The organism is Halobacteriovorax sp. GFR8, from assembly GCF_050955245.1.
Lineage (GTDB): Bacteria > Bdellovibrionota > Bacteriovoracia > Bacteriovoracales > Bacteriovoracaceae > Halobacteriovorax_A.
On sequence record NZ_JBPBLR010000002.1, the window covers coordinates 2,154,453 to 2,179,981 of the forward strand.

The 25,529-nt window shown below is 37.1% G+C and carries 29 protein-coding genes; 6 read left to right on the top strand and 23 right to left on the bottom strand.

All coding sequences use genetic code 11. The features are described from left to right. Positions 1 to 14: 14 nt before the first annotated feature. The 4 genes from ACRXC1_RS10790 to ACRXC1_RS10805 all read left to right on the top strand — a co-directional run bounded on the left by ACRXC1_RS10790 (position 15) and on the right by ACRXC1_RS10805 (position 3,733). Positions 15 to 599: a hypothetical protein gene (locus ACRXC1_RS10790; RefSeq protein WP_433658686.1), complete on the top strand. Its 585-nt coding sequence runs from the start codon at positions 15 to 17 to the stop codon at positions 597 to 599. A gap of 12 nt (positions 600 to 611) precedes the next feature. Next, on the top strand, positions 612 to 1,199 hold the full coding sequence (locus ACRXC1_RS10795; RefSeq protein WP_392859719.1) for a hypothetical protein: 588 nt from the start codon (positions 612 to 614) through the stop codon (positions 1,197 to 1,199). Between the two features lie 147 nt (positions 1,200 to 1,346). Further along, entirely contained in the window at positions 1,347 to 2,870 is a 1,524-nt protein-coding gene (locus tag ACRXC1_RS10800) for a hypothetical protein (protein WP_433658688.1), read from the top strand. Between the two features lie 53 nt (positions 2,871 to 2,923). Continuing rightward, the gene (locus ACRXC1_RS10805) at positions 2,924 to 3,733 is read left to right on the top strand and encodes a hypothetical protein (RefSeq protein ID WP_433658690.1); all 810 of its coding nucleotides are present in this window, start codon (positions 2,924 to 2,926) and stop codon (positions 3,731 to 3,733) included. On the opposite strand, the gene ACRXC1_RS10810 is transcribed toward ACRXC1_RS10805, so the two are convergent. From ACRXC1_RS10810 to rlmN, 8 genes are all read right to left on the bottom strand, one after another. Beyond that, positions 3,711 to 4,499, bottom strand: a complete 789-nt coding sequence (locus tag ACRXC1_RS10810) for a hypothetical protein (RefSeq protein WP_433658692.1) — start codon at positions 4,497 to 4,499, stop codon at positions 3,711 to 3,713. The two genes, ACRXC1_RS10805 and ACRXC1_RS10810, sit on opposite strands and share 23 nt — an antisense overlap. After that, complete coding sequence (locus ACRXC1_RS10815) at positions 4,484 to 4,720, bottom strand: hypothetical protein (RefSeq protein ID WP_433658694.1); 237 nt, start codon at positions 4,718 to 4,720, stop codon at positions 4,484 to 4,486. Before ACRXC1_RS10815 ends, ACRXC1_RS10810 begins: the two co-directional genes overlap by 16 nt. Further along, positions 4,721 to 5,647 (bottom strand): hypothetical protein, encoded by a 927-nt coding sequence (locus tag ACRXC1_RS10820; RefSeq protein WP_433658696.1) that lies wholly within the window; start codon positions 5,645 to 5,647, stop codon positions 4,721 to 4,723. Next, entirely contained in the window at positions 5,644 to 6,417 is a 774-nt protein-coding gene (locus ACRXC1_RS10825) for a phosphatase PAP2 family protein (protein WP_433658698.1), read from the bottom strand. Before ACRXC1_RS10825 ends, ACRXC1_RS10820 begins: the two co-directional genes overlap by 4 nt. Before the next feature lie 36 nt (positions 6,418 to 6,453). Next, positions 6,454 to 7,656, bottom strand: a complete 1,203-nt coding sequence (locus ACRXC1_RS10830; protein ID WP_433658700.1) for a multidrug effflux MFS transporter — start codon at positions 7,654 to 7,656, stop codon at positions 6,454 to 6,456. Further along, positions 7,656 to 8,522, bottom strand: a complete 867-nt coding sequence (locus ACRXC1_RS10835) for a pirin family protein (protein ID WP_392909120.1) — start codon at positions 8,520 to 8,522, stop codon at positions 7,656 to 7,658. Before ACRXC1_RS10835 ends, ACRXC1_RS10830 begins: the two co-directional genes overlap by 1 nt. A gap of 10 nt (positions 8,523 to 8,532) precedes the next feature. Beyond that, positions 8,533 to 9,465: a glutathione S-transferase family protein gene (locus ACRXC1_RS10840; RefSeq protein ID WP_433658702.1), complete on the bottom strand. Its 933-nt coding sequence runs from the start codon at positions 9,463 to 9,465 to the stop codon at positions 8,533 to 8,535. Between the two features lie 95 nt (positions 9,466 to 9,560). Beyond that, a complete protein-coding gene (gene rlmN, locus ACRXC1_RS10845; protein WP_393060979.1) occupies positions 9,561 to 10,595 on the bottom strand; it encodes a 23S rRNA (adenine(2503)-C(2))-methyltransferase RlmN in 1,035 nt (344 codons plus the stop codon). 62 nt (positions 10,596 to 10,657) lie between these two features. Here rlmN and ACRXC1_RS10850 point away from each other — a divergent pair, with 62 nt between their 5' ends. Continuing rightward, a complete protein-coding gene (locus ACRXC1_RS10850; protein WP_433658705.1) occupies positions 10,658 to 11,221 on the top strand; it encodes a redoxin domain-containing protein in 564 nt (187 codons plus the stop codon). Positions 11,222 to 11,224: 3 nt separating this feature from the next. Here ACRXC1_RS10850 and ACRXC1_RS10855 read toward each other — a convergent pair whose 3' ends face one another. Both ACRXC1_RS10855 and ACRXC1_RS10860 read right to left on the bottom strand, forming a co-directional pair. Next, complete coding sequence (locus ACRXC1_RS10855) at positions 11,225 to 12,682, bottom strand: disulfide bond formation protein B (protein WP_433658707.1); 1,458 nt, start codon at positions 12,680 to 12,682, stop codon at positions 11,225 to 11,227. Position 12,683: 1 nt separating this feature from the next. Continuing rightward, the gene (locus ACRXC1_RS10860) at positions 12,684 to 12,851 is read right to left on the bottom strand and encodes a hypothetical protein (protein ID WP_433658709.1); all 168 of its coding nucleotides are present in this window, start codon (positions 12,849 to 12,851) and stop codon (positions 12,684 to 12,686) included. 90 nt (positions 12,852 to 12,941) lie between these two features. On the opposite strand from ACRXC1_RS10860, the gene ACRXC1_RS10865 reads away from it, so the two are divergent. Further along, complete coding sequence (locus ACRXC1_RS10865) at positions 12,942 to 13,364, top strand: hypothetical protein (RefSeq protein WP_433658711.1); 423 nt, start codon at positions 12,942 to 12,944, stop codon at positions 13,362 to 13,364. 17 nt (positions 13,365 to 13,381) lie between these two features. Here the strand turns inward: ACRXC1_RS10865 and ACRXC1_RS10870 are convergent, their stop codons facing one another. The 13 genes from ACRXC1_RS10870 to proB form a co-directional block, all read right to left on the bottom strand. Beyond that, on the bottom strand, positions 13,382 to 13,588 hold the full coding sequence (locus ACRXC1_RS10870; protein WP_392909106.1) for a cold-shock protein: 207 nt from the start codon (positions 13,586 to 13,588) through the stop codon (positions 13,382 to 13,384). Positions 13,589 to 13,805: 217 nt separating this feature from the next. Next, complete coding sequence (locus tag ACRXC1_RS10875; protein WP_433658713.1) at positions 13,806 to 14,612, bottom strand: metal ABC transporter permease; 807 nt, start codon at positions 14,610 to 14,612, stop codon at positions 13,806 to 13,808. Further along, complete coding sequence (locus ACRXC1_RS10880; RefSeq protein ID WP_433658715.1) at positions 14,612 to 15,496, bottom strand: metal ABC transporter substrate-binding protein; 885 nt, start codon at positions 15,494 to 15,496, stop codon at positions 14,612 to 14,614. Before ACRXC1_RS10880 ends, ACRXC1_RS10875 begins: the two co-directional genes overlap by 1 nt. Positions 15,497 to 15,505: 9 nt before the next feature. Next, the gene (locus tag ACRXC1_RS10885; RefSeq protein ID WP_433658717.1) at positions 15,506 to 16,561 is read right to left on the bottom strand and encodes a hypothetical protein; all 1,056 of its coding nucleotides are present in this window, start codon (positions 16,559 to 16,561) and stop codon (positions 15,506 to 15,508) included. 61 nt (positions 16,562 to 16,622) lie between these two features. Then, on the bottom strand, positions 16,623 to 16,910 hold the full coding sequence (locus ACRXC1_RS10890) for a hypothetical protein (protein WP_393060977.1): 288 nt from the start codon (positions 16,908 to 16,910) through the stop codon (positions 16,623 to 16,625). Positions 16,911 to 16,968: 58 nt separating this feature from the next. Then, the gene (locus ACRXC1_RS10895; protein WP_433658719.1) at positions 16,969 to 18,393 is read right to left on the bottom strand and encodes a LysM peptidoglycan-binding domain-containing protein; all 1,425 of its coding nucleotides are present in this window, start codon (positions 18,391 to 18,393) and stop codon (positions 16,969 to 16,971) included. Between the two features lie 66 nt (positions 18,394 to 18,459). Continuing rightward, entirely contained in the window at positions 18,460 to 19,437 is a 978-nt protein-coding gene (locus tag ACRXC1_RS10900) for a LysR family transcriptional regulator (protein WP_433658721.1), read from the bottom strand. Positions 19,438 to 19,623: 186 nt separating this feature from the next. Further along, positions 19,624 to 20,496 (bottom strand): mechanosensitive ion channel family protein, encoded by an 873-nt coding sequence (locus ACRXC1_RS10905; RefSeq protein WP_433658723.1) that lies wholly within the window; start codon positions 20,494 to 20,496, stop codon positions 19,624 to 19,626. Beyond that, a complete protein-coding gene (locus tag ACRXC1_RS10910; protein ID WP_433658725.1) occupies positions 20,480 to 21,955 on the bottom strand; it encodes a sodium/proline symporter in 1,476 nt (491 codons plus the stop codon). Before ACRXC1_RS10910 ends, ACRXC1_RS10905 begins: the two co-directional genes overlap by 17 nt. Before the next feature lie 110 nt (positions 21,956 to 22,065). Beyond that, positions 22,066 to 22,260, bottom strand: a complete 195-nt coding sequence (locus ACRXC1_RS10915; protein ID WP_021268485.1) for a hypothetical protein — start codon at positions 22,258 to 22,260, stop codon at positions 22,066 to 22,068. Between the two features lie 62 nt (positions 22,261 to 22,322). Beyond that, on the bottom strand, positions 22,323 to 23,126 hold the full coding sequence (locus ACRXC1_RS10920) for a pyrroline-5-carboxylate reductase family protein (protein WP_433658728.1): 804 nt from the start codon (positions 23,124 to 23,126) through the stop codon (positions 22,323 to 22,325). 24 nt (positions 23,127 to 23,150) lie between these two features. After that, positions 23,151 to 24,389 carry a glutamate-5-semialdehyde dehydrogenase gene (locus ACRXC1_RS10925; RefSeq protein WP_433658730.1) on the bottom strand — a complete coding sequence of 413 codons (1,239 nt, stop codon included), beginning with the start codon at positions 24,387 to 24,389 and terminating at the stop codon, positions 23,151 to 23,153. Then, a complete protein-coding gene (gene proB, locus ACRXC1_RS10930; protein ID WP_392909082.1) occupies positions 24,373 to 25,518 on the bottom strand; it encodes a glutamate 5-kinase in 1,146 nt (381 codons plus the stop codon). The genes ACRXC1_RS10925 and proB overlap by 17 nt, the downstream gene beginning before the upstream one ends. Between the last annotated feature and the right edge of the window lie 11 nt (positions 25,519 to 25,529).

Genomic DNA, 25,529 nt, shown 5'->3' on the forward strand with positions numbered 1-25,529 from the left:
AAATAGGAGAAACCATGAAAAAGATTATGCTTTTAACATGTCTTATATCAATCCTAATGGGTATTAGTGCTAAAGCATCATGCCTAGAAGTTTATAAAGAAAATCATCGTGCGCCAGACTACCAAGATGTTGGAGCGATGGCCGGTATCTCTTCAACAATCGCAGGAGTTACTGTAGCTGGTGGAGAATTTGCCCTAGGCCTATCAACAACGAGTGCCGTTGGAATCCTTCATCCAGATAGTGCCCTAAGTGAGCTGACGATTTCTAAATCAATTAAAGGAGGTGTCTCATCGACAGTTGACTCTCTTTACTACGGAGCATCTAGTACATCTGCAGCAATGGGAATCATCAAAGATCGTGACTATAGAAAACAACTGAAACTTATCCAAGCATCAGAACTAGCACCTAAACTGATCAGTGGTGACATTATCGAGATGACAGGAAAGATCAATGATAATCGTCCAGTGGATAAGAGGGTTTCTGTAAATGAAGTTGCCAGTGAAATTCAATTAGCAAATGAAAGAATGGATTTCTGTCTTGATAGCGAAAATCTTATGACAGTAGATGAAATTCAAAAATATATCGAAGAACAACTATAGAAGGAGAAAACAATGAAAAAATCATTAATTGCCCTAGGGCTACTTTGCTCACTAGCAGCTTCAACACAAGCATCATGTCTTGAGCTTTACAAAGAAAGAAATAATGCACCTTCAGACAGTGCTCTTGCAACAGGAGCAGCACTTAGTACAACAGGTGTAGCTGTCATCTATGGTGGTGTTGAGCTAGCTTCAACAACTATTGCTGCCGGTACTGCTCTACTTGAAGACTCTGATAATATCATTATTGATCTAATCGCTCTTGATATCATTGAAGATGGCCTTTCGTCGTCAACTCACGCTGTTTATCACGGCTCATCTAGTACACTAGCAGCGACTGGTGTAATTGACGATAGCAAGAGAAACTTCAGAGGACAGATTGAGCTAATTCAAGATGCTCAGCTATCTCCAAAAGTAACAGGATCAACTCTTGCAGAGTTTACTGAAGACCTAAATGATAGAAGATCTTCAGGAAACAAGGTTTCTGTTGAGCAAGTTGCAGATGAAATCCGTGTAGCTGATGCACGTGGTGAGTTCTGTATGGATGCGGATGATATGATGTCGATGTCAGAGATCCGTAACTACATCAACAACCAACTTTAATAAGTGTTTAAATAATAGGCCCTATCAAGGGGCCTATTGTTTAACTTCTGGACACTTCCCTCTTCCAAGGCCCTTAAATCACATCATTTAATTGGCACCATCATTGCTCTTTAATATAGATATCAAAAACTAAATTAGGAGAGAGAAATGAAAAATGTCTACTGCTTGGGACTTCTTGCCACTCTAATTCTAAGCGCAAACGTTAAGGCCGAAAGCTTTCGCGGTAAGCTCTATGATAAAGACGGACAAGCAAGAGCTATAGTTAAAGTAGATGGACAAGAGCAAGACCTATCTCTTAAATTTGATCAACGCTATCATAAGTATATGGATAAGGTTCTAAAAAACTCTCCGGCCTACGTCTTTGAATTCGATGGAGAAATTTCTGGAGACAAACTAGCAATCGATAAGATGCCAAGAGTTGTGGCCGACCTTGAGGATCGAATAGGAACACTCACAAGAGCAAAGGATGGCCGCTACTATATTGATGACCAACTTGTGGAGTTTGGCCGCTCGAAAAAAATCTATGGAAGTGAATTCGACTATATTTCTCGTCACTACTTTGAAAATAAGAAAGTTCATACTCAAGGACATATGAAAGATGAGACCTTTATCATCAATGCAATTATTCCAGCAGATCTTTTTACAGCTGGTGAAAACTCATATCCAGCAAATGAGAAATTTAATAAGAACCCACTTAAGTACATCTTAAAAGAGATGCCAAAGAATAAGAACTCACAGTCTAAAATGCCTTTTAGAGGAACAATTAGACACCGTGATAATTATGAGGCAACTCCAGGAGACCATGTCTTTATCGTAACTCTAAGCGGACGCCAAGGAGATGAGCCAGGGGCCGCAGCAGGACACTTTGCCATTGGTATGGGACAAGTTCAAAATGATCTTTCCATTAAAGGAGAAACTTTTAATTTTTACTTTAAAGGTGAAAAAGAAGTTCTAGCGAGTAATACTGACCTTGTAAGCTACTATGGCCACCTAATTCAAGGACAAGTTAATTATAGGCCGACTTACACGCTAATTGGTTATGCCCGATCTAAAGAAGATATGCTTAAGGTTAGGGATATTTTTGAAGAACAGTTACACCGTGTACGCACTGAAGAAGGCCTTGAGATTACACCTTTCTATAATTGTACAACGACATCAAATGATACGATGAGAACAATAGGAATCAAAGGTGCTCATGAGTTTGCCATTAGCAATATCTTTGACTACCAAACTTACCTTCCAATGAGCTCCAAAGCACCGAAGGACGGAGTTAATGCTTCGACTCTCTCTCAACTACGTTATATCTTAAAAAGAGATACTGAACACTACGTACCGAGAAAAGCATTTGAGTCCTTTGCTAAGGCAATGGTTTATCAAAGTAAAAGACTAAAGCTTAAGAGAACAGATTATATTTTCTTACCTCAAACTCCTTCCCAGAGACCAACAGGTGGAATCTCATATGATGAAGTCCTATCTGAAGGTAAGAAGATTATCGACTTCAAAGAAGAGCGCCTCCTTAGACTTGAAAGAGAAGATAATGCTCGAAAAACACTAGAGAACCCTAATGCTTCTGCGGAGCAAATTGAAGAAGCAAAGACAATTTTAAACAATGCTCCTACGAAAGAAGAAGATCAAAAACAAATTAGCGAAATCCTATACAGAATAGATTAAAATTAACTTTCTCCTAAACTACTATCTTGAGAAGATGGAGTTTAGGAGTTTTCATGTATAAAACCTTAGTCATCATACTCTTATTCATCCCACTATTTTCTTATGGAGAATGGAGTACCCATCGTTTTTCCCTAGGCCTTGGCTACACTTATCTCGACACAACGATCCAAGTTGGAAAGAAGTCTTTAGGTGCACTTATTTTAAGTACAGAGGACACATTAGGCCTGGATGACACTCAAGCATCTCTTCGTTTACAATATGAATGGCGCTTTAGTAAGAACAAAAAGCACTCCCTCACAACTGGCTGGTATAGACAGCACCGTAGTGCACGAAGAGTTCTGGATCAAGATATAAAATACGTGGACAAGGATAATAACGAAGTTATCATTAGTGCCGGGACATCAGTCGATACGCTTTTAAACTTTGATATAATCCGACTCGCCTACTCCTACTCATTCTTCTTAGATGAACGAATTAATATATCAACAGGAGTTGGTTTCTATATAATGCCTTTAGAGTTTGCCATTGGAGAAACAGGAAAAACCCAAACTCAAAGTGACTTCATTGCACCCTTGCCAACTTTTCAGCTAAAATCAGAAGTTAAGATTACACCAAAATGGACACTGTCTAATGAGTTTAATCTCTTCTATATTCAAATCGGAGATTATACCGGAAGCATTATCGCAACAAACCTATTTATCGACTATCAATTCTATAAGAGATTTTCAGTTGGCCTTGGCTTCGAGGCCTTTAAGTTAAAAGTTGATATGGAGGAAACATCAGATGTATTTGATGCTGAAGTTGGAGGAGAATTGAATTTTGGTAATAACTCGCTAGTAGCTAGGGTGCGCTACGAATTATAGGTGCTTGATAAATTTTAAGATAAAGATCGATCCAATTTAACAAGTCCCTTCTCTTTTTATTGAATTGAGCAATTTGCTCCTTATTCAATGTCTTTGAGAATTTATTGAAGAATTTAAAGAAGGACTTATTTTGCATTAAGACTTCATTTAAGGAAACAATATCTTGAAAATTCTTTTTTAAAAATTTTTGATAAGCTTTTTGATCTTTTAAATTCAAGGCCTTGATAAAGTCATGATGCCAACTACTGCCTTCCACTCGAGAACTTTTATACTCCTTTGCAAAGTCATTAACTAGCTTCACTTGTTCAACAGAGAGCTTACCAAAGACATTCTCAAGACGCTTGACGCCTCTTTGTTCATAGCTTTCTTCATATTCCTTACGATCATCGATGCGCTTCTTTACAAGCTTCTGCCTTTGTTCAAAGTTAAGGTTTGATAAGACTTCAATCGATATTTTATTAACCTTCTTCATAATTTGGGCATAAGGAGGGTATCCCTTAACAATGACCTCTTTAAGAGAATCTTTCTCAACATGGTAATTCTCAACAAGCTTCTTTAACTCAAGGACTTCCTTATGATGCTCAAAAAAAGCATTTGTTACCTTGATACGCAGCTCTTTTTCTTGTTCGTCATCAAGGGAGAGATAATCATCAATCTTTTCACTTAGGAAATCCGGTGCTTTCTTGAGTATAACTTCGCGGTAACTACAGCTGGTAAGAAAGAATAATGATAATAAAAGAGAGATAATAGTTAATCTTTTGGACACTCAACTTCCTTCCATTTAGAATCGTTTGTATAACGAAACGTAGGTGCATTTTCAATACCGGTATCTTTTAGCCAAACATCCCATCCCCACTGTCTCATGACTTTATAGACTTCAGGATATTCTTTACTCGTGAGACAAGTATTCGGTTTTCTTCGAATCACAAATTCAGAACAACCCAAAAGAAATAGAAAAGAGAATAGAAAGCAAAGCAAGAATTTCATTTAAAACCACTTCTCCACTTGAAAAATAAAATCTAAATAAGAATTGTCCGCCACATAGAGATCACTATTATCAACTTGTAAATCATAACGATCAATTCTTTGATTAACTTTAAAAGTTAGTATTCCAATTCTATCTTCATATTTCAGATAATCAAACTTAAGAAAAAAGTTTTGTTGAGTTGATTTCTCAACATTAACTCTTTGCGACTGCCCAGTTAGAGTAAAAGTATCCGCAGATAAGAAGGACATCCCTAAGCTTGCTTTGAAGTATTGAGAAAGATCAATTTGTCCTTGAAATCCAATAACAACTTGATGACTATCCTCGGCCTTTAAGTTTTCATTTCCAAATTCAAATTGATTAATTCCACCATTGTAAAAAAGAGCACCAACATAGCTCATTAAGTAGAATGTATTAAAATCAATACCAGCTATCGCATTAATTTGATAATAGTCCTGGCCATCAAATGGGCTAACAGTCCTACTAAGTGGAGTCTTTGCGGAGTTTGTCGTCCCCCAAACAACTTTCGTACTGACATCAAAGAACACTTCATCTTTATCGATAAAGCGATATCTTAATTCAATTGCAGGATCATAAATTCCAAAAGGACTCTCCTCTGGAGTCTCTTCATCTAGTTCGTTTTCAAGATGAGTTTCAAAGTCTGCAATTTCGGCATGAGTACTAAAGGCCGCTAAGAATTTATCAGAGAAAGCATAGCGGTACTCAAGGCCCGCAACGAGAACCGAGCGATCAACCTCAAAGAACTCTTCAAGCCCTGCACTTCTATTATCAAACTCCATTTCATCAAGTGACCAGTATAGAGAATATGTTAAAACACTCTCGCTCTTACTTGGAAAACGGTACAAATAGTCCAAGCGGTTAACGGCAAAAGCAGAGAATGCTATTAAATAAACTAATAAATACTTCATAACATCATTCCAAAGCTTAGAGCGTAGCGCTCATTGATAATATCAAGAGATGGTGCAATAACGATCTTACTCTTTTCATTAAAGCGATAGTGGCCATTTTCATCAAAGTGAAAGTCATACATGAGATAGCTAGTTAGACCACCAATGAATGCCCCCATAGAAACATCGCGAAAGCTGTGCTTCTTTGCATCGATTCGACTCCATCCAATATAAGTTGCGTAAACGAGAGGGAGTGAGGCAAGCAAGTAGTTGCGATGAAATCTTTTACTATTAAAGATATCCTTACTCATCCACATCCCTACTGCGAAGGCATGAGTTGTATGACCACTTGGAAATGAAAGGTAATTTGAGCTATCTGGTCTTTCTTTATTGGCAGTATACTTAATACCAAAAGTTATCCCTTGGGAAATAAGCAGTGACTCAGTAAAAACAAATGCTTTCTCTAGCGCATATTCATCACGACCAAATAGATAGTAACCATACATTCCAGCAGTCAATAACTCTGGGCCATGATTTCCCAACTCATATAACCACGTCGGTACGGAGAGATCGTCTTCATTATAATCATAGTCTCCTCCCTCAAAATCTGTTTTAACAAAGGAAGGTGAAATTATAGAATAAGTAATCAGCTCTAAAGCAAAGAAGGCCGACATAAATTGAACTTGAATGGGAGAAATATCCCATTTAGATTTTCTTATATGCTCAGAAGGAGCAACAAAGGCCTGAGCACTTAGAGAAAGAAATAGAAGAGTAATAAATGCTTTAAACATCTATTAATGAAAACAAAAATCACCTAATTCGTCTATTTATTTTACTTTAAGGACGATAAATAGAGATAGAGTACTACAAACTAAGAAGCCTATTGCAATTGGCGTTACATCACCACTATACATTTGCCCAATTAGACCTCCAATTGTCGCAGAAATGATAATTTGAACAGAGCTAACAACAGAGTTTGCAGTTCCAGCAATATGGCCCATTGGCTCTAGCGCGAGGGCGATGAAGTTTCCAAAGAGAAGACCAAAGCTAAAAAGACTTAGCAATAGGAAGCCATAAAATAGAAAGAATGGAGGAAGTCCCCCAGTGAAGAATAAAATAATATTGAATGTAATTGCGATTAAAGAAATCGTTGTTAAGGCCAAGCGACATAACTTCTTCATACCAAATTCTTCAACAAGCCTAGAGTTTAGAAATGAAGAAAGGCCAATAAATGAAGCTAGTACACCAAAAGCCAGTGGAAAGTCCTCTCCTAGCCCGTACTTAATTTGTAAAACTTGTTGAGAAGTATTTAAATATCCAATGAATGCTCCAAATACTAATCCCGAGGCAAGTGTGTAGCTAATCGTTACGGGGTGACTAAGAGTCTCAACAGCAGCATCCTTAATCTTCTTATATGACAGCGGCCTACGATATTCTTCATGTAGTGTCTCTTCTTGTCTTAGGGTAAACCAAGTAAGACAAACGACAGCAATAACTAGCATAATTAGAAAGATATCACGCCATCCCCCAAAACTTAGAATGACTTGTCCAATAGTTGGAGCAAGAGCTGGAACGAGAACGAAGATGATCATAATCAAAGACATCGTCTTGGCCATGAGCTTCCCACTAAAACGATCTCTAACCATTGCAGTTGAAATAATCTTTGCGGATGCAGCTCCAAGGCCTTGTGTAAAACGGCCGACTAACATCATTGTAAAAGTTTGTGCGTTTAAAGAGATAAGTCCACCGATAAAGAAAATCGCAATACCAATATACATGGCAGGCTTTCTTCCAATAGCATCGGAGATTGGGCCAAAGAAAAGTTGTCCAACACCCATTCCCAAGAAAATGAAAGAGATTATCATTTGGTTATCATTAGGATTTTGTACACCTAAGCTTTGACCAATAAGGTTAAGCGCCGGCAACATTGCATCAATTGATAATGCAGCAAATGACATAAGAGCGGCCATAAGAGTTATAAATTCACGACGCCCTATTTTTTTTTCAACTTCTTCTACTGATAAATCCACTAGCTTAAATGTCCCATTTTTCCTGATTGATAATCTTCAAAAGCTTGTACGATCTCTTCTCTTGTATTCATCACAAAAGGCCCATGTGAAAAGACTGGCTCATCAATAGGCTCACCATTTAAGATCAACAGCTCTGCGCCTACATTACTTGATAACTCAACCTCTTGGCCATCCCTTTCAAAGATCACTAATTGGTGTTCGTTAACTTGATTACCATTTATTGCAACACTTCCTTTTCGAACTAGAACAAGTAAGTTTGTTTTATCATCCAATGAAAGTAAGAAGTTAGAATCCTTATCCATTTTTGTTTGAATAAGATTTATTGGAGTAAAAGTCTGACAAGGGCCTGTTTCACCAGAATATTTTCCTGAAACTAATTTTAACTCAACACCTTTATTTGGATTAATAACTGGAAATTTTTCATTCTTAACGCCTTGATATCGAGGAGCAGTCATCTTATCTTTCTTAGGAAGGTTTACCCACATTTGTACCATTTCAAAGATACCACCTTCTTTTGCAAATTTTGGAGAATGAAACTCCTCATGCACAACTCCACTTGCGGCCGTCATCCACTGCACATCACCACTTCCAATGATCCCGCCTCCTCCAGCAGAGTCTCGATGTTCAATCTCACCTTCAAAGGCAAAAGTAACGGTCTCAAAACCACGATGTGGATGCTCTCCCACTCCTCTCTTTGTTTGCGTTGAAGAAAATTTCTTCGGAGCTGCAAAGTCCATCATGAGAAATGGAGACGTATAATAATAGATATCATAACCAGGATGAAACATCGTATGGACATGAAAGCCATTTCCTACCCAATGCTTTTGCGGTGGATTTAAAATATATTTAATTGCTTTTTGTTTCATTTAATTATCCTTAAAAAATTTCACTTGGCCCTAACGCAACAATACGATAGGGATTTAAATCATCGTGACTGTAATAGTAGTGTCTTTTAATATGATCAATATTTGTCGTCTCTTTAATTGCATCAATTGAATAGAGGTCTCTGACGTAGCGAGAAAGGTTTTTATAATCTTTGATTCGTCTAATGTTGCATTTGAAATGTGTCACATAAACACAATCAAATCTTAGTAAAGTAGGTATTAGTCTTAAGTCAGCTTCTGTTAATCTATCTCCTAATAAAAACCTTTGACCTTCAAGAGTCTCTTCGAGATGATCAAGAGATGTGAACAATTTTGTTACTGCTTCTTCATAAGCTTCTTGAGTTTTCGCAAAACCACTACGGTAAACGCCATTATTAATATCGGGATAAATAAAATCATTTAGCTCGTCAATTTTTGTAGCCAATTCCTCAGGATAATAGTCCTCATCATTGCCAGTTAGCTCATTAAACTCAGAGTTGAATATTCGAATAATTTCAGAAGACTCATTATTAACAATCGTTTGGGTTTTCTTATCCCATAGAACAGGTACTGTTACAGTTGTACTCACTTTAGGATCGGCCTTTAAATAGAGTTCTTGTAGATAACTTAAACCATATAACTCATCGCCAGTTGCACCCTCAAACGACTTATCAAAACTCCACCCCATCTCTAACATATCAGGAGAGACAACGCTGACTCCAATATGAGGTGCAAGTGACTTTAATTTACGATAGATAAGCGTACGGTGTGCCCATGGACAGGCGTAGCTGACATAAAGATGGTAGCGCCCACTTTCTGGTTGAAACGTAGGGTGGCCACTACTTATTGTCTCTCTAAATGATCGCGGTACACGGTCATAAGCTCCACTTTTGTTACTTGTAATAACTGAAGAATTGATCCATTTTCCATCGACTAAACGTCCCATTATTAAACCTTTGTTTGATTAATACAGGAATAGAATAACGAACATATGGATCGATTAAAAGATCATTTACCTGATCGAGATGTACTAATTACAGATCATTTGGTATTGAGTTGCCCACAGGCGGCAAGAACATCGTCACCCTTAGTGGTACGCACCATTGTTGGAATCTTATACTCTTCTAGAATTAGCTTGAACTGATTGACACTTTCTAACTCTGGCCTTTTGTACTGAGTACCAGGAAATTCATTGAATGGAATGAGGTTAATTAAAGCTCGTCGATCCTTAAGAAGTTGCCCCAAGGCCACTGCATCTTCTTGGCGATCATTTAACTCTTTAATAATGAGATACTCATACGTCACAAATTGTTTATGGCGAAGAGGTATTCCATCGATATAGTCCAGAACTTCTTCTAGCGGATACTTTCTATTAATTGGTATTAGTTCATTTCGGATTTCATCAAATGGAGAATGCAGAGATAAGGCGAGATTAACTCCAGGAATTTCATCCTTCCATCTTTTCAACCCCGGAATATAGCCACTTGTCGATATGGTAATTTTTTGATGGCCAATAGAAGTTCCATATTGAGATGTAAAAATATCACATGCCTTCTTCACTTCATCAAAATTATGAAGAGGCTCGCCCTGTCCCATAAAAACAATATTAAGAATTCTCTCTTCACCCGGACGATTCTCTCTTAACCAATGCCAGGCCGCTAAGAATTGCCCAATAATCTCTGCTGCCGAAAGATTTCTCTTTAGTCCCTGTGTTCCAGTAAAGCAAAAAGAGCACTTCATGGCACAGCCAACTTGTGAAGAAAGACAGATAGAATATTTCTTATTAAAAGGAATTAGAACACTTTCAACTTTAGAACCATCAGACAATTCAAATAGAAATTTTACCGTTTTATCTTCGGCCTGCTGAACTTTTACTGCCTTTGGTAAATTAAAACTAAATTTATCATCGATAAAAGAAAGAGTCCCCTTGGCAATATCAGTAATGGAATTGCTGTATTCATTTTTTCTTTTATAATACCAATTATAAAGAAGATTCGCGGCCGAGACATTGAGACCGTTTTGTTCCAACAACTGCTGTAACTCATGGAATGTAAGTTGAAAAAATGACTGCTTCACAAGCCTAACATTATAAGAATTAACACATATAGTCCATGCCAAAGAAGCAAAAGGGGTCAATAATGAAAGTTTTATTAATTAGTTTTTTTTCAATTCTTACTTTCGCCCAAGAGTTAGGCCTTGGTATAGGTACGAAGTCCCCTAACCTAGAAATTAAAAATATCGAAGGCAAAGAAATCATTCTCGATGATATGGATAAGAAAACAGTTCTCGTATTCTACCGTGGTTCTTGGTGTCCATATTGTATGAAACAACTGCAAAGTATTCAAAAAGAGATTATGCCAAAACTCGATAAAAACTCTAAGCTAGTTGCCATTAGCGTTGATCAAAAGATCATTGCGAAGAGAATGCAAAAAAAATACGAGTATACTTTTGATATTGTCTCAGACCCAAAGGCCGAGCTACTTTTGGCCTTTAATATCGTCAACAAACTCGATGATAAGCTTGTCAAAAAGTATAAGCAATCTTACAAAATTGATATTGAGGGAGACTCAGGTCAAACTCATCATATGGTCGCTCATCCAGCAGTCTTTGTTATAAAAAATGCAAAAATCACCTATCAGGATATCCATAAAGAGTATAAAGATCGAACGAAGAATGATGATATTCTTGCTGCTCTTGAATAAGGACTATTTTGAAAAGAAAGTTGCGATTCTTCCTTCCACCAGAACGAACTGTTCATTTTCATAAACGGCCATGGCCTTAAAATTTCCTTTCGGTAATTTTATAGCACCAACAAATGCTGCGGATTCATTATCAAGAATAAGTATTTCATTACTATTTGGCTCCAATCCAAATAAAACAGAATCGATAATCTTGAGACTAGAAACAACAGGGCCTAAGTCATTATCATCAATAAAGATCTCTTTCTCACTATTTAAAAGAAAATCAGTTATTGAAAACCTTGTGGCAATAACTCTATTGTTTTTTTCATTTGGAATTGAGAGGATCACTAACTCTTGAGTTTTCTTATCATAGGCAAGACATCTGATATAAGCATATTTTGATCGAACACTAGATAAACGACCACGACCTTTTTCTTCAACACCATTAGTTCCTTCTAAGAACCCCGCATACTGATCCACAATCTTTGCTCTGTCATTAATTCGAATAATAACGAATGATTTATTAAAACCTATCACCATAATACGTCTTGGACTGATAAAGCTAACACCCACAAGAGACTTAATATCAATACTATAGAGTGGATCAATACGGACATAGTAAAGAATATTTTCCAAATTCTCATCTAATAGATAAAGATAAAACTTATCCGTTACAATAGCAAAAAGCTTAGACTCAACATGATAGTCGATATCTCTAATCTCTCCCCTAATATTACTTGGAAGAGTGACATCCTTAACTTTTACTAAATCATCACCACTTTGAAACATGGCAATTTTTCTTCTTACATCATGTTTAAAATAGGGCCTCTCAATAGAATAATTCCCTCTAAGACTAAAAGGCTTAAGAAGACCATTCCAATTCTTAGTTGACCAATCCCAATTCTTTGGAGTCCATGAAAACCTCACAGGATCACTATGTCCTATGAATGGCGGAGGCCCTACTTGAGTAAATGCTTGAATAGAATTTAAAAATAAAATGACAAAAAAAGAGACGAAGGCCAATGATTGAAACTTACTGAGGTAGCGAACTTCACCATCTTCATTATCGACAAGATTATTTCCAAAGAAGAAAAGAATGAAGGAGAGGATTAAAAGAATTGACCAAAAGATAACAACTCCCCAAGTGTATGTATGTAGTCCAAAAATTTCAAGTGAAAATCCTTGACCTATATCCCGTAAGAAATGCCCTCCCGTATGCCTTAGGGCCATAAAAATACCGATAGTCGAATAAAAAATTAAAAGGCCTAGATATTTTGGTCTGGGCCCATAACGCATGATAAAGAGAGTCGTTAATGTGACAAACATAAGAGCGGCCCTCTCCTGCCAGCATAGAATACAAGGATTATCACCAAGACCAAAGCCTAATATGACACAGGCAATTCCAACAGGTAAGATTATCAAGGCCATCGATGCTAAGGCTACGACATTGTAAAAACGCTCAGACTTATCTGTCATAGACATCTCAATAGTTTCCTGGTGGAAGTATCATAGACTTAGTTGCAACAAACCAAATAAGTAACATAAGAAAAGTAGCACTATAGAGAAATTTTTCTGCTTGTTTCTGATTTTGTGGTTTTTTCCACACAATGAAACCGGCAATTATTAACAGTATTATTTCTAAAAATTCCATGAAGACTCCTTCTAACAGCCCGATTCGGCATAAGTAAAAAGTTCGCTAAGTTAATTTCCCTTAAATTTAGCTATGAAGTAAAATAAATAAATGACTAAAGGAGTAGTAATGAGAAGTGCTAAGCTAATTATTTTAATGCTTATTTCAACTGCATCATTTGCAAAATTCGGAGCTAAATCACAACCACTATATCACTGTGTAAACTACGATAAGAGCTCTATTGTGACAGATGCTATTATTCATCAGTCTCAATTTGGACGTGGCCCACTCTTTCATGAAATTGAGGTATTTGTTGAAGACATAAACCAAGATAGAGAATTCTCTTACCGCAAGAAAGTCAACTATATTCCAAAATATGATGCAAAGGTTGAATCGTTCACCACAGGAAGTTTTAGAATCAGACTTGATCATGTCGTTGGTGGAATTAATGGAAATATCTGGGCATTCGTTAGGATTCCAGACTATGGAATTCATTCGTTTGATTGGTCATGTAAGGTAGTAGAGGGACACTAAATGTCCCTCTCAAAAAATTAAACTTTTTTAACTTGAGTTGCACAAGGTCCACGCTTACCTTCCCCAAGCAAATAAGTTACTTTATCGTTATTATTTAACTTATTGCCACTTTCGATAGCTGAGATATGGACAAATAAATCACCTTCTCCACTATCTGGTTTAATAAACCCAAAACCCTTTGTTTCATTAAAAAATTTAACTTTACCTGTTTGCTCTGTATTCATATTCTTCCCTATTTTTCCAAAACCGACAATCAGTTGCCGGGAACTAAATTAACAATAGAAAAGTTATCGCCAATACAACGAGATTTGAGAATTTAAAATAAGTTAAGATTTTCAAATTGAAATATTTTTAAGCATCTTGCCCCATTGATATGACAAGATCACTTTCGATTTAATAAGAATTGGCTTGACGTGAGAAAATCTAAATAAGTCGCACTAATTAAGCGCGACTCATTTTTATTTTCACTAAGAGTGGTAGTAATACTATTGGAACAATTGTAAAGACTACCACAATAATTGCACCAGCTGGTAGATCGTAGAAATAACTTAATGCCATTCCTAATAAGCTTAAAACTAACCCAATCCCCCAACCAATTAAGAGTTGAGATCTAATACAATGAGAGAGTAAAGTACTAATAAGGGCCGGTACGACTAAGAATGAAAACACAAGTAATATTCCAGCAATACCAACAGATGATGTAATGACAACACCAAATAGAGAAAAGAAAACAAAGTCCCAAAAAGCAGAGCTATTATCTTTATCAAGCGTAGATCTTAGAATCTGTTTTCTGAATATATAGTGAATTGTAGCAACAATACTATAAATAGCACCGGTTTTAATAACATCGGCCCAGGTTACCCATAGTATTTTTCCAATAAGAATTTCTTTTATATGTTCTGCACCATGGGCCATCATGTTTACGACAAGTATGACAGCAGAAGAAGCGAAAGCATAAACTAAGGCAATTAAGACTTCCTGTGAAATGTACTTTTCAAACTTCTTGGCCCAAGCAAAGTAAGCTGCGGCCACAAAAGTAAAGCCTAATGAGACAAAGTAGTTGAGCCCATTATGGTGATCAAGGTGCAGGAGTAAAGCGACCGTTGAACCAAGACTTGCAACTTGCGCGAGAGAGAGATCAACAAAAATCACCCCTCTTCTTAGAACATGAAGTCCTAAGTAACAGTGAATTCCCACTAAAATTAAGCACATGACAAACGGTGCAGCTAAAAAAGAAATTACTTCCACTAATCCTCCAGTGCTTTTGCGAGAATATTATAAAGAGAGAACAAATCACGTGCCTCAGGACTTCCATCGACTGCAACAGGGACATTTCTAATCTTTACATCTTTGATCGTCGTACGAATTCTTTTTGCCACACTATCATCAAAATAGTTTTCAACTAAAATGTGACGAATCCCTTCCTTCTTCATCTCTTTAATAACAGCGATTATATGAGATGCCGTTGGAGGTATTCCCGGCTTAGGCTCAAGAACATTTTGAACATGAATACCAAACTCATCTAAAAAATAAGTAAGCGTACGGTGATAAGTTATGATCTTAGCACCTTTCTTTATTTTCGCTCTTAAAGCTCTAATTGTTTCTTGCGTACGTTTTTCATACGCTTTGTAATTGGACTCATAATTTTTCTTATTCTCACTATCAAGTTGAATTAGTCGATCGCGCACCCCCTGAGCAACTTGCAGGGCCTTACTTGGTGATAGCATGAAGTGTGGATTCCCTTCGGGGTGAACATCACCATGCGCACGAGTAAGCTTACCTTTAACTTCATCAGTAAGAGAAACCAGAGTATAGGCTTCTAATCTTCCAGCTTGTCCAATTCTAAGCTTTGGATTACGGCCACCTCTAACAACAAGAGGTAGCCAGCCAACTTCAAGGCCTGCGCCAATACTTATTAATAAATCAGCACGTGCAATTTTAAAAGTGTAGCTAGGTTTGGCCTCAAGAAAGTGTGGATCTTGAGTTCCTTTAGCAAGAGAGTGCACATTCACACTCTCTCCACCAATTTTCTTTGCGATATCGGCCAAATTTGTCGTCGTTGTTACTATATTCAACTGAGCATAAGAGCTCATACTTAGAACAAGAAACAACCCTATAATAAATGTCTTCATTTTAGCGACCTAGTACTGGTGTGCCGGATGGGCACCGATACTAAAGCTCAGCTGAAGGCTCAGCCTTTTCTCTGGGCGATCCTCACCATCATGAATTTCATCATATTGCATTCTAACAGCAGAGAACTCAGTTGGTACAAATGCTAAAAGTGCAGTATATGCGTTTTGATCAGTAATAGACTCATCTTTTGCTACACCAAGGAATTCATACTGAGCTTGAGCAAACCAACGTGGTGCAAATTGATAACGCAAGAATGTCGAGTAACCACCATTTTTCACTTCATTTGTTCCCTGAACATCTTTGTGGATAAACTCAGTTGACCAAACAAATGATGAATACTTACCTTTTTTCACAGGACGCCATTTTAGAGTTAAATCTGTTCCTAAAACAGTCGACTTTTCATCTTGCTCTTTATAGTAAAGACCTGAAAGTCCCCACTCTAAAGTAAGTGACTCAGATAAGTCCCAAAGGTTCTTTAGGTTAGCAACTGTAGTAATTGAGTGTGCATCTTCAACAAATAGTTCTTCATTTGTTGGCTGAAGAAATTGAACTGTTAAGTCAGAGTACCAAGGTAGTGGTGCTAAGTATGAAACACCTACACCAACTTCATTTAATCCCTCTTCTCCAAACATATATTCTTGAACGAGACTGCGATAAATAAATGGTTGAGCATGTGTATGCACCATATTGTACTTACCAAACTGTGCATAGAACTTCCCTAGTTTTACCGTAACATCAGGAATAGAAATTGTTTCAGCAAATACTTCTTCTGGCTCAAATGCATAGCCGTGTTCTTCCTCTCCACCCTCTTCATGGTGTTCCTTGTGTACTGCAAATGTAGCTTCTGCTCTAAAATATGCGTCCACATCGGCACTAAACTGAAGCTCTGCTTCTTGTAGCGAGAATCCATCATGATCATTATCACGAGAAGAGTTCTTATAGATTGTCAGGGCGTTTAGTCCAATGGCCGGATTAAAGCCATTTCCTCTAGAGTTATCAGATAGTGATTGTGCAAAAGTATTAGAGCTTAGTAATAAAGCAGAAATATAAAATAAGTTTTTCAAAATAAACCTCATTGAAAATTAATTAATTAAATTAAAAAAATAAAAAGTGAATGTAATTAGATTAACAATGAGCTGGAGGCCCGCGAGGAGCTGTTTGAATGAGAAGAGATTGATAAGTGTGACCAACCAGTGTCTGATAACTTTCGGCCACAAGAAAGAGAAAGCTCGCTTCGATGGCATCAGAAAGGTCAGATCCAGTTACATCATAATTGAACTGAGATACTTTAATACAGACCTGGCAAGCTTGATGCAACTTAGTACTTTCTTGCTCGTCATGATAATGAAGAGTCGTTGTAAGGGAACTTACAAAAAATAATGTACTAAATAGAAAGCTTAATAAACTCTGCATTTATGTAATTTTAGCAGGACTAAAATTAGAATGTCTTGTTTTTTATATAATAATCTATTTAAATACTTAACATCTGCCCAATATAGAGACTACTAGATCTTAATGAGTTTCTCTTTTTTATTTGATAAGTGGTTGTATTGTAGAGTTTGGCAATGCGTGTTAAGTTGTCTCCCTTCTTAACACGATAGTGAAAAACCCTCACACCCTTAGTTACATCAAGCTTTTGACCAACGTATATATTATTGCCATGAATCCCATTTAGCCTTCGTAAGTAAGAAACACTTAGGCCATAACGTCTAGCGACTCGTCCTAGATAATCATTCTTTTTCACAAAGTAGAACTTCTTACCAACAACTCCCTTATACTCATTTGCTCGCAGGGCCAGCCTTTGACCAGGATATATACGACTACTTCTCAAATTGTTAATTCTCTTAAGCCTGTTAAGAGAGATTTTATAACGTCGCGAGATTTTCGTTAATGAATCTCCCCTTCTCACACGGTAATGAGTTGGAAATGATTTGAGTTTCCCCCACTGACGACTACTAGCAAGTTTATTTTGAATCTCTTCAATATTTTGATAGTCTTTGCGAGGAAGCCAAATTGCATAATGTTTAATCCAATTGGGAGTACGCTTATATTTTAGTGCAGGGTTAATTTTTTCAATCTCATCCCTCTCAATATTAAAATGTCTTGCAACGTCTTTAATATGAACACCACCAGGAACTTCCACTAATTTTAAGTCAGGATAAGTTGGAGATTCTGCAATAATCTCTTCATTAAAACCAAATTTTGCTAAGTTCTCTCCGACATAGGCAGCTGCCAAGAATTTAGGAACATAATTTCTTGTCTCTCTTGGAAGTAACTTTCGATCAGCAAGCTCCCAAAAGTCACGAGTCCTTCCCTTCATAATGGCGCGCAAGACTCTTAACTCACCACAATTATAAGCAGCAATAGCGAGTTCCCAAGAGTTAAAAACCGTATATAAATCCTTTAAGTATTTCGTTGCAGCTTCGGTACTATGGACAGGATCTCGTCTTTCATCAACAACACGGTTAACAGCAAGGCCATAACGTTTTCCAGTTGCTTTAATAAATTGCCATGGGCCAACAGCACCGGCATGAGAAAGAGCTGTCTTATTATAACCACTTTCAATTAACGGAAGATAATAGAGTTGATAAGGAAGTTCTTCTTCTTCAAGAACTGTTTGAATTACCTCTTTGTAATACATTCCTTTTTTAATGAATTGCTCAAAACGAACACGGTCTTTGACAGCAAAGTAATTAATCCATTTTTGGACTCGCTCATTTTGGTAGAGCTCCAATTCATGCTTAATGCTATCTTCATCTTGATATGAAATGGTATTGCTACCTGCTGGTGCCTGACCAACACTCTCCTTCTCTGGTGAAGCACAAGAGAGAAGAGTTATTGAAAATGTTATAATTGATAAGTACTTAATTGAATTCAAAGAGTTAATTTTTTTCATACAAAAATTCTACGGGAATTTGTAGGAATTTACATACACTCAAAACCAAATTAGTTTTTTCCGAATCTAGTTTAGTAAGTCATCGGAAACATCAGAAACTTCGATCTGGAGATCCACATCTTCGTAGCGATCCGGCACATTTGATAGCTTTGACTGAAAGAGTTCTTGCAGCTTACGGATAGAAATCAATCCTTCATCTGACTTTTTCCAAATTGCATAAAGAGACATACGAATTGGTTCACCTAAATGGAAAGTCTTCAATCCTAAATATTCCTCCAAAGGATTCTTTGGTAAGAACATCACACAACGACCTCTTAGACAAAGTTTATGAACAAAGTCGATGTGATCGCTATACACCTTCTCTTTAGGGATCACTCCATTTTTTCTAAGATGTTGATAAATAATACGGTTGAGATTCTTATCCCAATTACTTTCGGCAAAAGGAATATTTACCAGTAAGTCTTTTTCATCTCTAAATTTATCATAGAGCTCAGTTGAGCAACAAAAGACAATTTCAAAAGAACCAATTTCAGCGACATTTAAACTCTTTCTCTTAGGCTTTCTAAGAGAAATTCCCCAATCAATATTACCGTGAAGAATATTATCCACAAGTACGTCGTGATCGCCCTGTCGAATGGTATTTACTGTTCCATACTTTGTATAAAGATCCCAGTATTGAGAAGCAAACTCAGTTGCTAGATCATAAGAGATCGTCTCTTCAATTCCAATTGATACAGGATAGCCACCAACAACATCTTCAGAAAAGTGTTCTAGGAGCTTACTTCCCTCCTCAAATATTCCCTTAGTTCTCTCAAATAATTGTAGGCCTTCAGGTGTTAAAGAAAGACCTTTTGAACTACGGTTAAAGAGTTTCATATTGAATTTGTTTTCTAGACGCTTAAGCTGTTCACTAAGAGTTGGTGAAGAAGTACCGATGATTTCAGCACCTTTTTTAAGTGATTGAACTTTGGCCACTTCATAAAAACAGTAGAGATGATTCCAATTGATATCTTTTAGTTTTTCCAAGCTTATTCCTCGATTCATTTAACTTTGCTCCTTACCTTAACAAGTCCATCACCAATTAGCAAAAACCGAACAGCTCTTAAAACTCATAAGTACCTAAGACTCGGAAGAAAGTGGAAAAAACTGATTTAAAATGAAAAGGATCATTTTTATAAAGTGTTCAAAAATCTTATTAACTAAATTCATCATATCAACCTCTTATCGTTTTTAAGTTTTAATATTGAGCTTATGAAATTCAATCTGTGCACTTTGTAACTCAAAATAGAGTTGTGTGCGCATATCGTTTCTTAGCTCCCATGCATCACTAGGGTTTTCTGCCCATGCGGCCAACCAGCACTCAATGGCGTCCTTATCTAGTTTCATTACCCACATTGTTGGCTCTTCAACATCACAAAAGTATTCGGATTTTTTTGCGACTCGATTTGCAATCTCACGAACCAACTTAAGATCAGAGTCTGGCGAAACAAAGAATTCTATATGAGTCCATACAAAGTGATCATTCATTGTGAAGTTTTGTATTTCTTTTTGAAGTAACTTAGAATTTGGGATAACGAGTCTTACCCAATTCCATTTCTTAACAACTGAATAGGTCAGCCCAATCTCTTCAATAAGTCCGTAGTGCCCATCAATAGTGACGGTATCCCCGATCTTAATTGATCTAAAAAAGGAAATAATCACACCCGCAAAAAGGTTCTCTAAGAATGGCCTTAGGGAGAAACCAGCAATTACCGAAACAATCGCAGCAATAATTGAAACATAGACAGTTGGAATCTTTCCGAGATAAGGAATAGAAACAAAGAGAGACCAAAGGATAAAGAAGAGAACAGGAAGTGCTCTCATCATAAATGAGAAACGACCTTCTATCCCCTCAACACCATGTGATTTTAACTCTTTTTCTTGATCATCAACTGGTGAATCTGTTTCAACAGCATCACTAATATCTCTTTTACGGATATTTTTTAGCTTTCTTTTTTGAACTCTTCGAATATTTAAGAGAGCAAGAAAGTACCCCCCTAAAAATAGGAGGGTAATGGTAATTGGGTATAAATAGTTTACCAAGGAGTTAGCTATTGGCTTCATTTATAAACTTTGAATTCTTCATTCTATTATCAACTACCTTATTACCAGGAACGATATCATTTAAAGGCGTATGAGATAGAACAAAGTATGTAATTAAACCGGCCATGATACCTGGAGCAACCTCATAAATAGTTGCGCCGTAACCAAGGTTCATCCAAACAACAGTAACAATTCCACCAATGAGGACCATTGAGATGGCCGTAATTTCAGATACCTTCTTACCAATTGCATAGATAAAAATTAATGGACCAAAGCAAGCTGCGAGTATTGACCACGACAATAAGACGAGCTCAAACACATTCTTGCTACCATAAAGGGCCACAACTAAAGCAATAATAGTTGTCCCAGCAGTCGCAAGCTTTGTTAGATAAATATTATCTGATTTCTTCGGCAAGATATCTCTTGTAAAAGCTGCTGAACAACTTAGTACTTGAGAGTCGGCCGTTGACATTGTTGCGGCAAAGATCCCCGCGAGAACGACACCAATTAGAATCTCTGGAAGAAGTTTCTGACTCATTAGCGGTAGTGCTAACTCGGCGTCAAAGTTTGCAGAATTTGGAAGTAGAAGTCTTGCCGTAAGACCTACTCCAATAGTCATAATTGTGAACGCAATAAACCAGGCATAATAGTAAATTCTCGTCTTATTCATATTCTTAGTATCATCGATTGTCATAAAACGAATCATAATATGTGGTTGACCAACAACGCCAAATCCAGCAAATACCCAACCTAGAATAAATAACGAAATCCCTGTTCCACCAGGAACATTAAGTCCAGTTGGTGTAAAGCTTAAGAAACCAGGTGATACAGCAGTTAGTTTGCTTACATAAGCATCATAACCACCAACTTCATTGATCCCAACAAAGAATAAGATCCCCATTGCAATAATCATAACAAATGACTGGGCAGCATCTGTCCAAATTGATGCTCTAATACCGCCAGATAGGCAGTAAGCAAATACAATAACAGCACCAATAATTGCTCCAGTACTATAGTCCCATCCAAATAGAACGTGTAATGCCTTAGAGCCGGCCTTAAATTGGGCAGCAGCATAAACACCTAAGAATAGAATTGTGATAATACCAACAAGAAGTCTTAGCTTTTTAAAGCTAGTCCCTCTTTGCCATCTCGAAAGAACTCCCCCAAAACTTAGAAGATTTTCCTTTTCAGTTACTTGTCTTAGCTTCTTGTGAACAAAGAAACTCATGACAATATCACCAATAATCCAACCAATCATAACCCATGATGATTGAAGGCCACTCGTATAGGTATAACCAATGAGTCCGATGAACATATACCCACTATTATTGGTTGCAACTGCAGATAGAGCTGCTAACCACGGTGGAGTACTATGACCTGCAAGCAGGTAATCCGAATTATTTTTCTTACTTTTAAAACTTGAAGAAACTCCAATCAATACGAAGAGGAGCAAAAAAAAGAGGAAACTGTAAACAATCATTTAACAATCCTTTTTTTGGCATAGCTATCCATCCACTAAAAAAACACAAAGCGGTAGCGAACAAGATAGCTCTTGCTAATTAATAAAATACTAATTTAAAAACTTATTATTTAGAGTACTGAGAGGCAATTCTCTTCATCTTCAATTAGGCTTCGACGAAGAAAAGATGACTCTCTTAACGCCTTACCGTGCCCCTCTTCACAAATAGAAGTCTTTTCTTGTACTTTAGATGTGCGGGACTGCTTCTTATCAACGACGCTATAACTTACTAACTGTACTAACTTTTCAGATTTCTTATTGTTCATTTAACTACCTTAACATTCTATAGATTCATTAAGAATTGATTAATTCTCTAATTAGGTTATCCCTAACTTCTTCGTAATTCACTTGAGCGTTGAACTGCTTTATCCACTCCCATTTTTACAAAGGCATCAATGCCACTTTGACGAAAGCTCTCAATGGCCTCAATTGTAACTCCCTTCTTAGATGTAACCTTGGCAATTAAGTCATCGAGTTCTGTCTCACAATTAATTAATGCGCTCTTAGCACTACCTCTAAATAACTGACTCGTGATTGCACGTGACTCTATTGCACCAAGGCCCCACTCTTTCAAAGAGTCTTCTAATGCATTCATAAAAAAATAGATAAATGCAGGCCCTGATGCTGAGACGACAGTCACTTGGTCAAAGAGTTCTTCTGTCTTCATTTTCAAGATCATCGAACTTTCACTAAGGTGTTCTTTTAAAAACTCAACCTCATTTTCTTCTACTTGCTCAGTTGAACTTAAGAGACAGATTCCTTCTCCGTACTCCATTGGTAAGCTAGGCATTAGCCTAATTACTTTTGAGGTGCCTAATAAATTACTAATTCTTTCTTGGTCGATTCCGGCCATGATTGAAATAACAACTTTATTTGAGAGGTCGATATCCTTAAGCATTTTAGAAAGCTCTTCAAATTGTTGTGGCTTACAACCAATTAAGAAATAGTCTGCATCGGACGCTTCTTTTAGTTCAACAATGGCCTCACCTTCTACCTCTTTAGCAAGTTCAATTGCTCGTGTGCGACTAGGGGTATATGTGAGATATTTGTTTTTTATTTTTTGGCCCTTATACATTGAACGAACAACTGCACCGGCCATATTTCCACAACCAATAACTGCAATTTTCTTCATGGTAACTCTCCTATTTTCTTTAAATTAAGATCTAATCTGCCCATCACCAACAACGACGTAGCGAGAGGTCGTCATTTGTTCAACTCCCATTGGACCATAGGCATGTAGTTTTGTTGTCGAAATTCCAAGCTCTGCCCCAAGCCCCAGCTGTCCACCATCGTTAAAACGAGTAGAGGCATTTACCATGACACAACTTGCATCAACACTTTGTAGGAATTTCTGGCAATTTTCTTCATTATTAGAAACGATACACTCAGAGTGATTACTACCGTATTCATCAATATGATCAATGGCCTCATCAAGGGAAGAGACTGTTTTAATTGAAAGAATATTATCAAGGTATTCAGTTGACCAATCCTCTTGTGTCGCCTTAACAAAAGTACCTTTTGTTTGATTTGCAAACTCTTCATCAACTCTTAGCTCACAACCTTTTGCAAGAAGCCTTTTAGAAATTTTTTCATTTACCTTTGGTAAGATATCCTTATGAATAAGTAGCGTTTCAATGGCGTTACATACACCAGTTCTTTGAGTTTTTGCATTTTCAACAAGTGATACGGCCTTTTCAATATCCGCTTCACTATCAATATACATATGACAAAGACCCTGGTAGTGAGCAATCACAGGCATCTTTGCATTTTCAAAAACATGGTTAATTAAACCGTGTCCACCTCGAGGGATAACAACATCGATATCATCCTTAAGGCCTAATAGGTCATTTAAAACTTCACGGTTATCTGATGCTAGAACCTCTACAACATTCTTATTCACATATTTAGAGATCGCATCCTGGATGATTTGACCAAGAACCTCATTTGAGTGCTTTGCTTCTTTTCCACCTTTTAAAATAATGGCGTTAGAAGATTTAAGAGCAAGGGCCGCACAGTCTACAACAACATTCGGGCGACTTTCAAAAATCATTAAAATAACTCCAAGCGGGACTCTTTGACGCTTAATCTTTAAACCTAGATCATTTGTAAATTCATTATAGAAAGAACCAACGACTTCAGGTTGTTCCTTTATCGTCTTAACTCCTGAGATGATGTCATCTATTCTTTCATTGGTAAGTTTTAAGCGGTCAACCATTGCCTTCGAAAGATCGTTTTTAAATGCTGCATCTAAGTCGAGTTGGTTTTTTTCTAAGATAAGCTCACGATTTTCATCTAAGGCCTTTACTAAATCATCAAAAATTAGATCCTTAGTTTCTTTATTTAACTTTAAAAGTTCTTTTGAGGCTTTTCTTACAGTACTAGCTAATTTTTTCATCGATTATATCCTTTTCTAAAATTAAGTTAATTGTATGGACGACTTCAATTGATGTTCTAAAGCCAATTAGGTCTTCAATTTCATCACTATGGCGCCCCATAATTTGTTCAACTTCACAATGCCCATATTCACAAACACCAGAAGCAAAAACTTCACCATCGCAAATGATATCGACGCAGTCCCCTTTATAGAACTGGCCGTAAACATCAACGATACCTTTTGGAAGAAGAGACTTACTCTCATTAAGGGCATCAAATGCACCTCTATCAACTTCGATATAGCAATTTGGCTTCTTCATTGAAAGTAGCCATGCTTTTCTCTCTTCTGGATCATAAGCATTCTTAGGAGCAAAATAAGTACCGAGCTCCTTTGTGAGAGGATCCAAAATAAGTCGCTCATTATCCATCGAGCTAATAACGGCCTTAATACCAATAGGTGTGATTTTTGTGATAGCGTGAACCTTAGACTCCATTCCACCTTTACCAACTGCTGTCTTCCCCTGATAATTCACATCTTCCAAGACATCACTTCCAAAGGGAACCGTCGCAATTCTCTTAGCATCTTCATACGCCGGATCCTTATCATAGAGGCCATTAGTTGATGTAATCATTAAAAGTGCATCGGCATTAATCATTTGTGCTGTTTGTGCGGCCAAGTGATCATTGTCGCCCAGTGCAATCTCAGTAAAAGAGATTGTGTCATTCTCATTTAAGATCGGTGTGATATTGTTCTTCAAGAGAACATTGATACTTTGTTTGGCATGCAGATTTCGTTTACGATTTCTAAAATCGTCATGTGTTAAAAGAATTTGTGAACAGATTTTCTGATTCTCTTCAAATAGTCGAGAGTATGTATTTAGAAGTTTTGGCTGTCCAACTGCACTAGCTGAATGCTGAAGGTCTATTTGACCTCTTCTTGGTAGGTGCTCTTTAAGAAATGACTTTCCAACACTGACGGCACCAGAGCTGACAAGGACAACCTCGATCCCCTCATCGATTAGTTCACAGATATCCTCTACAATTTTTCGTACTTTCCTAGTATCTAGCTTTCCATTTCCTTTTGTAATAACATTACTTCCAACCTTTACAACAAGGCGTTTTACACCCTGCAGTTCTTTACGAAGTCTCATTCTATCCCCTT

What these genes read in the sequence shown, in the direction of transcription:
- ACRXC1_RS10850 (WP_433658705.1), top strand. Translation starts at nt 10,658, where the DNA reads ATGAAAGTTTTATTAATTAGTTTTTTTTCAATTCTTACTTTCGCCCAA.
- ACRXC1_RS10860 (WP_433658709.1), bottom strand. Translation starts at nt 12,851, where the DNA reads ATGGAATTTTTAGAAATAATACTGTTAATAATTGCCGGTTTCATTGTG.
- ACRXC1_RS10880 (WP_433658715.1), bottom strand. Translation starts at nt 15,496, where the DNA reads ATGAAGACATTTATTATAGGGTTGTTTCTTGTTCTAAGTATGAGCTCT.
- ACRXC1_RS10840 (WP_433658702.1), bottom strand. Translation starts at nt 9,465, where the DNA reads ATGGGACGTTTAGTCGATGGAAAATGGATCAATTCTTCAGTTATTACA.
- ACRXC1_RS10915 (WP_021268485.1), bottom strand. Translation starts at nt 22,260, where the DNA reads ATGAACAATAAGAAATCTGAAAAGTTAGTACAGTTAGTAAGTTATAGC.
- proB (WP_392909082.1), bottom strand. Translation starts at nt 25,518, where the DNA reads ATGAGACTTCGTAAAGAACTGCAGGGTGTAAAACGCCTTGTTGTAAAG.
- ACRXC1_RS10790 (WP_433658686.1), top strand. Translation starts at nt 15, where the DNA reads ATGAAAAAGATTATGCTTTTAACATGTCTTATATCAATCCTAATGGGT.
- ACRXC1_RS10815 (WP_433658694.1), bottom strand. Translation starts at nt 4,720, where the DNA reads ATGAAATTCTTGCTTTGCTTTCTATTCTCTTTTCTATTTCTTTTGGGT.
- ACRXC1_RS10865 (WP_433658711.1), top strand. Translation starts at nt 12,942, where the DNA reads ATGACTAAAGGAGTAGTAATGAGAAGTGCTAAGCTAATTATTTTAATG.
- ACRXC1_RS10795 (WP_392859719.1), top strand. Translation starts at nt 612, where the DNA reads ATGAAAAAATCATTAATTGCCCTAGGGCTACTTTGCTCACTAGCAGCT.
- ACRXC1_RS10820 (WP_433658696.1), bottom strand. Translation starts at nt 5,647, where the DNA reads ATGAAGTATTTATTAGTTTATTTAATAGCATTCTCTGCTTTTGCCGTT.
- ACRXC1_RS10870 (WP_392909106.1), bottom strand. Translation starts at nt 13,588, where the DNA reads ATGAATACAGAGCAAACAGGTAAAGTTAAATTTTTTAATGAAACAAAG.
- ACRXC1_RS10895 (WP_433658719.1), bottom strand. Translation starts at nt 18,393, where the DNA reads ATGAAAAAAATTAACTCTTTGAATTCAATTAAGTACTTATCAATTATA.
- ACRXC1_RS10905 (WP_433658723.1), bottom strand. Translation starts at nt 20,496, where the DNA reads ATGAAGCCAATAGCTAACTCCTTGGTAAACTATTTATACCCAATTACC.
- ACRXC1_RS10825 (WP_433658698.1), bottom strand. Translation starts at nt 6,417, where the DNA reads ATGTTTAAAGCATTTATTACTCTTCTATTTCTTTCTCTAAGTGCTCAG.
- ACRXC1_RS10835 (WP_392909120.1), bottom strand. Translation starts at nt 8,522, where the DNA reads ATGAAACAAAAAGCAATTAAATATATTTTAAATCCACCGCAAAAGCAT.
- ACRXC1_RS10855 (WP_433658707.1), bottom strand. Translation starts at nt 12,682, where the DNA reads ATGTCTATGACAGATAAGTCTGAGCGTTTTTACAATGTCGTAGCCTTA.
- ACRXC1_RS10910 (WP_433658725.1), bottom strand. Translation starts at nt 21,955, where the DNA reads ATGATTGTTTACAGTTTCCTCTTTTTTTTGCTCCTCTTCGTATTGATT.
- ACRXC1_RS10925 (WP_433658730.1), bottom strand. Translation starts at nt 24,389, where the DNA reads ATGAAAAAATTAGCTAGTACTGTAAGAAAAGCCTCAAAAGAACTTTTA.
- ACRXC1_RS10900 (WP_433658721.1), bottom strand. Translation starts at nt 19,437, where the DNA reads ATGAATCGAGGAATAAGCTTGGAAAAACTAAAAGATATCAATTGGAAT.
- ACRXC1_RS10920 (WP_433658728.1), bottom strand. Translation starts at nt 23,126, where the DNA reads ATGAAGAAAATTGCAGTTATTGGTTGTGGAAATATGGCCGGTGCAGTT.
- ACRXC1_RS10805 (WP_433658690.1), top strand. Translation starts at nt 2,924, where the DNA reads ATGTATAAAACCTTAGTCATCATACTCTTATTCATCCCACTATTTTCT.
- ACRXC1_RS10800 (WP_433658688.1), top strand. Translation starts at nt 1,347, where the DNA reads ATGAAAAATGTCTACTGCTTGGGACTTCTTGCCACTCTAATTCTAAGC.
- ACRXC1_RS10890 (WP_393060977.1), bottom strand. Translation starts at nt 16,910, where the DNA reads ATGCAGAGTTTATTAAGCTTTCTATTTAGTACATTATTTTTTGTAAGT.